Annotated in this window: 4 protein-coding genes; all 4 read right to left on the bottom strand. The window is 37.7% G+C overall.

The genetic code is table 11. From position 1 onward, the window contains the following. Positions 1–71: 71 nt before the first annotated feature. Positions 72–1,193, bottom strand: coding sequence for an RNA polymerase sigma factor RpoD (rpoD, locus tag FC65_RS07580; RefSeq protein ID WP_010496014.1), 1,122 nt, complete (start codon positions 1,191–1,193; stop codon positions 72–74). Between the two features lie 13 nt (positions 1,194–1,206). After that, a complete protein-coding gene (dnaG, locus tag FC65_RS07585) occupies positions 1,207–3,075 on the bottom strand; it encodes a DNA primase (protein ID WP_056972150.1) in 1,869 nt (622 codons plus the stop codon). A gap of 451 nt (positions 3,076–3,526) precedes the next feature. Beyond that, positions 3,527–5,605: a glycine--tRNA ligase subunit beta gene (gene glyS, locus FC65_RS07590; RefSeq protein ID WP_056972151.1), complete on the bottom strand. Its 2,079-nt coding sequence runs from the start codon at positions 5,603–5,605 to the stop codon at positions 3,527–3,529. Between the two features lies 1 nt (position 5,606). Continuing rightward, positions 5,607–6,524, bottom strand: coding sequence for a glycine--tRNA ligase subunit alpha (gene glyQ, locus FC65_RS07595; protein WP_010496020.1), 918 nt, complete (start codon positions 6,522–6,524; stop codon positions 5,607–5,609). Positions 6,525–7,141: the final 617 nt, after the last annotated feature.

Genomic DNA, 7,141 nt, shown 5'->3' on the forward strand with positions numbered 1-7,141 from the left:
CAGTACCACTTGATAAAGAACCAAAAATTATTCGACCCTTTAACATAAATTATCATAAAAAGTATACTGTTTTAATCTAAAAAGTCTTTTAATTGCTTAGATCTAGAAGGATGGCGTAATTTACGCAATGCTTTGGCCTCAATTTGACGAATTCGCTCGCGGGTCACACCAAAAACACGTCCTACTTCTTCCAAGGTCCTGGTCCGGCCATCATCTAAACCGAAACGTAACCGTAAAACATTTTCTTCACGATCCGTCAAAGTATCAAGAACACTTTCTAACTGTTTTTTTAACAATTCATAAGCAGCATGATCAGCTGGACTAGTAGCTTCTGCATCTTCAATAAAATCACCTAAATGAGAATCATCTTCTTCACCGATTGGTGTTTCAAGGGAAACTGGTTCTTGCGCGATTTTCAATATCTCACGAACCTTTTCCGTTGGCATATCCATCTCAGCACCAATTTCTTCAGGGATAGGTTCACGCCCAAGGTCTTGCAAAAGCTGACGTTGGATCCGGATCAATTTATTAATAGTTTCAACCATGTGCACTGGAATTCTGATCGTCCGAGCCTGATCAGCAATAGCACGAGTAATTGCCTGACGGATCCACCAAGTTGCATATGTGGAAAACTTGAATCCCTTACGATAATCGAATTTTTCAACGGCTTTCATCAAGCCCATGTTTCCTTCTTGAATCAAATCAAGAAATGACATGCCGCGTCCAACATAGCGTTTAGCGATAGAAACAACCAAACGTAAATTAGCCTCTGCTAAACGTTGTTTAGAATATTCGTCTCCTTGTTCGATCCTTAAAGCCAAGGCAATTTCTTCATCAGCAGTCAAAAGATCAACTCTACCGATTTCTTTCAAATACATTCTGACAGGGTCGTTGATTTTGACACCAGAGGGAGCAGAAACATCTCTTTTGGCATTTTCAGCTTGTTTAGTAGCTGCATGCAAAGCATGTTCGCTTGGTTCACCTTTTTCGTCCACAACGGAAATCCCAGCATCTTCCACTGATTCGATCAACTTATCCATTGCATCTGCATTTAATTGGTAGGGTTCTACTAATTTTTTAGATAACACGGAATATTTGATCTGTTTTTTAGGCTTAAATTCATGAATCAAACTGCGTAATTCTTTTTTATATTGTTTTTCTACATCATTTGTTTTCTTTTTCTCTTCTGCCAAGGCGAGGTCCTCCTTATATTGCTGAAATTCCAGCTTGTTTACGTTGTAATAATTCAATCAATTTAACAGTTAGTGCAACGACAGTGTCCTGATCATTCATCCTTTTAGCACGGGCCAGTTGAATTTTGACAGACTCGATTTGATCTTCAAGAGGTGAGGCTTGCAAAATTAACTTTAAGCAATCGCTTACTTCTTGCTCACTCGTTTGTTTAGCAAAATTATTCATTTCAAGTGAAACTATGATCTCTTGTAAGGCACTTTCTTGCACAAAATCTAAAAAAGCAGCACTATCATAAGCTTGGTGTTGATTAAAGAAACCTTGCGCCAACAGATACAGCGTCTGATAGTTTTCATGAACAAAACTAAACTCTGGAATATTAGCCACTTTCAGCCATGTGCTATGATCATGCAAGATGCGGTATAATAGCAATCTTTCAGCCTGTTCTATTATAGAATAATGGACAGGAGCCTGTAATTTTGGATCTATAGCAATGCTTCGCTTCTGCAAAACATTTTTTTGTTGCTGAAAATTACTTTTTTTGCGTTGTGAAGATCTGATTTCTTTAAGTTGAGCTTCCAGAGCATTCTTATCTAGTTGAAACCTTTGTGCTAATCGATTTAGATACAAGTCAACTTCAATAACATCCGTACTCTGGGCTATTTTTTTCAAAACGTCATCAAGATAAGCCAGCTGATCGTGTTCATTGTCTAAGTTACGTCCCTGCTCATAATAACGCAGGTAAAAAGCCAATTTACTTTCTGGGCTGCTATGAATTTTCGTATAAAACTTTTCTTCACCATATTTTCTGATATATTCATCAGGATCAAGTTTCTCAGGTAATGAAATGACATTTAACTCAAAACGGTCAAGTGATCCAAGCAGCTCTAAAGCCCTTTTCGTAGCATTTTGTCCTGGTTCATCTCCATCATAACAAATGCTGATTTTCTTAGAAACACGTGCTAAAGTATATACTTGCTGCTCTGTTAAACTTGTTCCCATTGAAGCTACACCATTTTTGACTCCAGCACGATAAGCAGCCAAAACATCCATAAACCCCTCAAAAAGGATAATGTTTTTTTCTGTGCGAACTGAATTTTTTGCTTTGTCAAAATTAAACAAAACATCTCGTTTATTAAACAAATCAGTCTCAGGTGAATTCAAATATTTAGGCTGTGTTTCACTTTTTTGTAATAAGCGACCAGAAAAAGCCACAACTTGCCCGGCTGCATTTCTGATTGGAAACATAACCCTTTCTCTGAAACGATCACTTAAATTTCCATCTCGTAGTTCAACAAACAAGCCTGACTTTCGCAATTTTTGATAATCCGGCTGATGTTCATCAAAGAAAGGCAAGAGCAATTTATTAGCTGGCGCATAACCCAACTGAAATTCTTCAATCAAATCATCCGTTAGTCCGCGACCATGCAAATAATTTAAAGCCTCTTCACCTAATTGTGTGTTGACTAAAATATGATGATATAGTTCTGCTGCTTCGCGATGATAGTCTTTAAGAACGCTAACATCGGAATTAGCTTCATCATCAGCACCATTAGTATTACCAGTCTTAACATCATCGATATATTCCTGATCAATGGTTACGTTGCCTAGATCTGCCACACGTATTACTGCTTCAGGAAAACTTAAATTTTCGATCTCCATAATAAACTTAAAGACGTTGCCGCCTCGATGACAAGAAAAGCAGTTGAAGATCTGTTTTTGTTCATTGACAGAGAACGACGCTGTTTTTTCCGTATGAAAAGGACACAAACCGAACCAATTTTTTCCTGAACGATGCATTTGAACATATTGTTCAACAATATCTAGAATATTGACCTGAGAACGGACATCATCGATCACCTCTTCGGGGATCCTTCTGCTCACACGACCACCTCAAAATAACTTTGACAACAATGGTTATAAAAGCCGCACCAAAGATGTGCGACTTCACCATGTCTATTTTTACATAATCAATAGTCATGATATAATGAAACTCAAGGTTATGCAAGAAAAAAGCTTATTAATACAAAATTTTCCAGATGTTGTTTCGCTAAAAAATCCAAGTTCCATTAAAGCCCAGAAACACCAATTCAAAAAGGGTCTTTTAGTATTTTAATGAAAAATGAAGCTGGGACATAAATACTGTGTAATTCTAAAGGGACCATCGATCTATCCTATTAAATGGGTTAAATCGACGGTCCTTAATCGTGTTCCAAAAGATTACAGCCTTTCTGTAACAACGATCGCATTACAAATCGGCTTTAAAACATCTTTTGTCTCACTCTCGTTTTTTATTGTCTGTAGTTAAAGTAAAATTTATTCAAAATAAGGTCCATTACTTAACATTTAAATTATCAAGCGAGCCAAAAGAATATGTCAATTTAGCAATATTAGCTAACTGAGTCAACCGATTATTTTTGACCGCCTGATCATCTACCATAACCATAGTTTCATCAAAATATTCGCTGATCGGTTCACGTAAACTTGCTAAAGCTGCGTATTGTTCTTCCAAATCTTCATTTGCATATGATTTTGCAACAGCATTAAAGGCTGTAAACAAATTTTTCTCAGAATCATTTTCAAACAAACTTTCCTTAACTGCCGGTTGGATATCACTTTGACCTTTACGAGCCAAGCGGACAGTGCGCGTTAATGCTTCAATATTTTCTTTAAAGTCTGAATCAGTCTGATGTTTTGTTAAAACGTCTGCTGCTGAAAAGATCTGCTGGAAAGTGTTTTGCGACGACTCAACTACTGTATTTACGATATCATAAGCATAATTCTGATCAGACAATAGCTGATGAACCCGATCCATGATAAATTGCTGCCACTCATTTTTATTTTGTGAAGGTTGCGTATTAGTATATAAGTCTTGTTCCTTTTGATATGAATTATCGATTGCTGCTGCTAAATCAATTACCGATAAATTCCATTCTTTAGCTAAAACGATCCGTACGATCCCCAAAGCTTGTCTTCTCAAAGCATATGGATCATTAGAGCCGCTAGGTAACATCCCAGCTGCAAAGAATGATTGAATACTGTCCAATTTATCTGCCACTGACAAAATAGCACCAACATTTGTCTGCGGTAATTCACTTTCAGAACCAAGAGGCATATAGGATTCTTTGATAGCTACAGCAGTACTCTCATTTTCGCCAAACAACCGAGCATAAATCTCACCCATTACTCCTTGGAGCTCAGCAAACTCACCGACCATTTCAGTTACAATATCAAACTTATAAATTTGGGCAGCACGTTTTAAGTTTTGTAACTCAGTGGCAGTTAGCTCGACCTTTTGTCCCAAAAATTCTGCGATTGAAGTAACTCGTTGCATTTTAGCATAAATAGTCCCAATTTTATCGTGGAACATGACATTATTTAGACGTTCAACACTGGCAGAAATTGGTCTTTTTTGATCTTCTTCGTAAAAGAAGCGAGCATCTTCTAAGCGAGCCGTCAAAACTTTTTCATTCCCTGCAACGACATTTTCGATAAATTTATCATTTCCATTTCTAACCGAAACAAAATGCGACAGCATCTGGTCATTATGATCGAGAACATAGAAGAAACGTTGATGATCTTTCATCGAAGTAATCAGTACTTCATCTGGTAACGAGAGATATTTCTTGTCAAATGAACCTGCAAAGACTGTTGGATACTCAACTAAGTTATTAACTTCTTCTAGCAGGTCTTCGTCTATCACTATCTGCCAGTCATTTTTGCGTGCAAGTTCTGCGATTTGAGTTCGGATCATGTCTTTTCGCTTTTTAGCATCTGCAATCACCATTTGATCAACTAATTTAGCTGGATAGTCATCTGCCTTAGCAAGTGAAACATCCTGCCCTAAGAAACGGTGACCTGCAGAAATTCGATCTGCCTTGATCTGCAAAATTTGAACTGGGATCACTTGCTCATCTAACAAACATACCAACCAGCGAATAGGACGTACAAATTCAAAATCATTTGTACTCCAGCGCATCATAGTTGGGAAACGCATTGCGGTGATTACTTGATCGATAGCCGTCAGGACCTCTGTAACTGGTTTACCCAAAACAGACTTTTCAACATAAGCATATTCGGTGCCTTTAAATTCCTTAAAATAAATTTGATCAGGATCGACACCTTGGCCCCTGCTAAACCCTTGTGCAGCCTTAGACCAATTACCTTGATCATCAATTGCTATTTTTTTTACGGGACCTTTTGCTTCTTCTTTAATGTCAGGTTGTTTATCTGCCAGGCCAAGAACTTTAACTGCTAAACGGCGCGGTGTCGAATATGTTTGAATTTCATCAAAGGAGATCCTAGAATCGTTTAAAAAATCTTTCATGCGTGTTGCTAATTGAGCAACGCTTGGAGTTACAACATGTGCAGGAATTTCTTCTAAGCCGATCTCTAATAAGAATGTGTGTTTCATCTTACTTGTCCTCCTCTAATAATTTCGTTCGTAATTTTTCATCCTTGATCAAAGGATAACCAAGTTTCTTTCGTTCGGCGACAAAAACTTTGGCTACAGACTTGGCCATATTACGGATCCGTGCTAAATACCCTGCACGTTCAGTCACTGAGACTGCGCCCCTGGCATCTAACAGATTAAATGTATGACTACACTTCAAAATATAATCATAGGCGGGGTGGACTAAGCCATTAGCGATTTGCTTTTTAGCTTCAGTCTCGTACTGGTCAAAGGCTTTTAACAACATATCCTGATTACTTTCTTCAAAAGAATATTTTGATTGTTCATATTCAGGTTGAGAGAAAATATCACCATACTTAACGCCATCTGCCCATTCGAGATCGAAGACTGACTGAACATCTTGAATATACGAGGATAAACGTTCCAAACCATAAGTAACTTCAGCAGCCACTGGCCAAACCTCTAGTCCGCCGACCTGTTGGAAGTAAGTAAATTGAGTGATCTCCATTCCGTCTAACCATACTTCCCAACCAACACCAGCACAACCCATAGAAGGATTTTCCCAGTTATCTTCCACGAAACGAATGTCATGTTCTTTTGAATCAATTCCTAAAGCGGCCAAGCTATCTAAATATAGATCTTGAATATTAGCAGGAGATGGTTTCATTACAACCTGAAATTGATGATGCTGATACAAACGATTAGGGTTTTTGCCATAACGACCGTCGGCAGGACGCCGCGATGGTTCAACATATGCAACATTCCATGGTTCAGGACCGATCGCACGTAAAAAGGTATAAGGACTCATTGTGCCCGCTCCTTTTTCCGTATCGTAAGACTGCATTAACATACAGCCTTGTTTTGACCAAAACTGTTGTAAGGTCAAGATGATTTCTTGAATACTCAACTTTTTAGACATGAAGTTTTCCTCCTTGAGAATATACAGAACGATAATAATAGGCAAAATATTTGCCGACTTACCATAATCTGTTTGAACAATAAAAACGTTAGCCGAAAAATTCAATCTCAAAATTCCACTATTAAAAGTCAAAAAAAGTCCCTATGCGACAATTCCATGCCACATAGGGACGGTCAGACGATCGCGGTTCCACCCTACTTTCGGTTTATACAACCGACTGCTTTTAAAATTCTGACTAAAGATTGCCACTCGAACAGTTGATGATCTGCTTCCACTCTCCAGACTCGCTAAAACCAACTTGATTCGATCAAATCTCATTTTCGCCAACGTTATTCGAATATTCTAACAATAAGTCAGAAGTAAATATTTGTCAATAACAAATTAATACCGTAATAGCCATTCAAAAATATGATCCATCTGAAGCACCTGAACATTGCTCGCAGACAAAGTTTGCGTTTTTTGTAATTATATTGACAATAAGAGAACAACTTCAGGCACATTAGCATATAAAATACTTGAGTAAATACAATAAGTTCCGGATTTTATATACTTTGAAGAAAATAGACTTACCCCATAATGAAGCAGTCACCTGAATTATTCATACTTTTCCCTTAAGG

It is taken from the genome of Ligilactobacillus acidipiscis DSM 15836 (genome assembly GCF_001435755.1).
Taxonomy (GTDB): Bacteria; Bacillota; Bacilli; order Lactobacillales; family Lactobacillaceae; genus Ligilactobacillus; species Ligilactobacillus acidipiscis.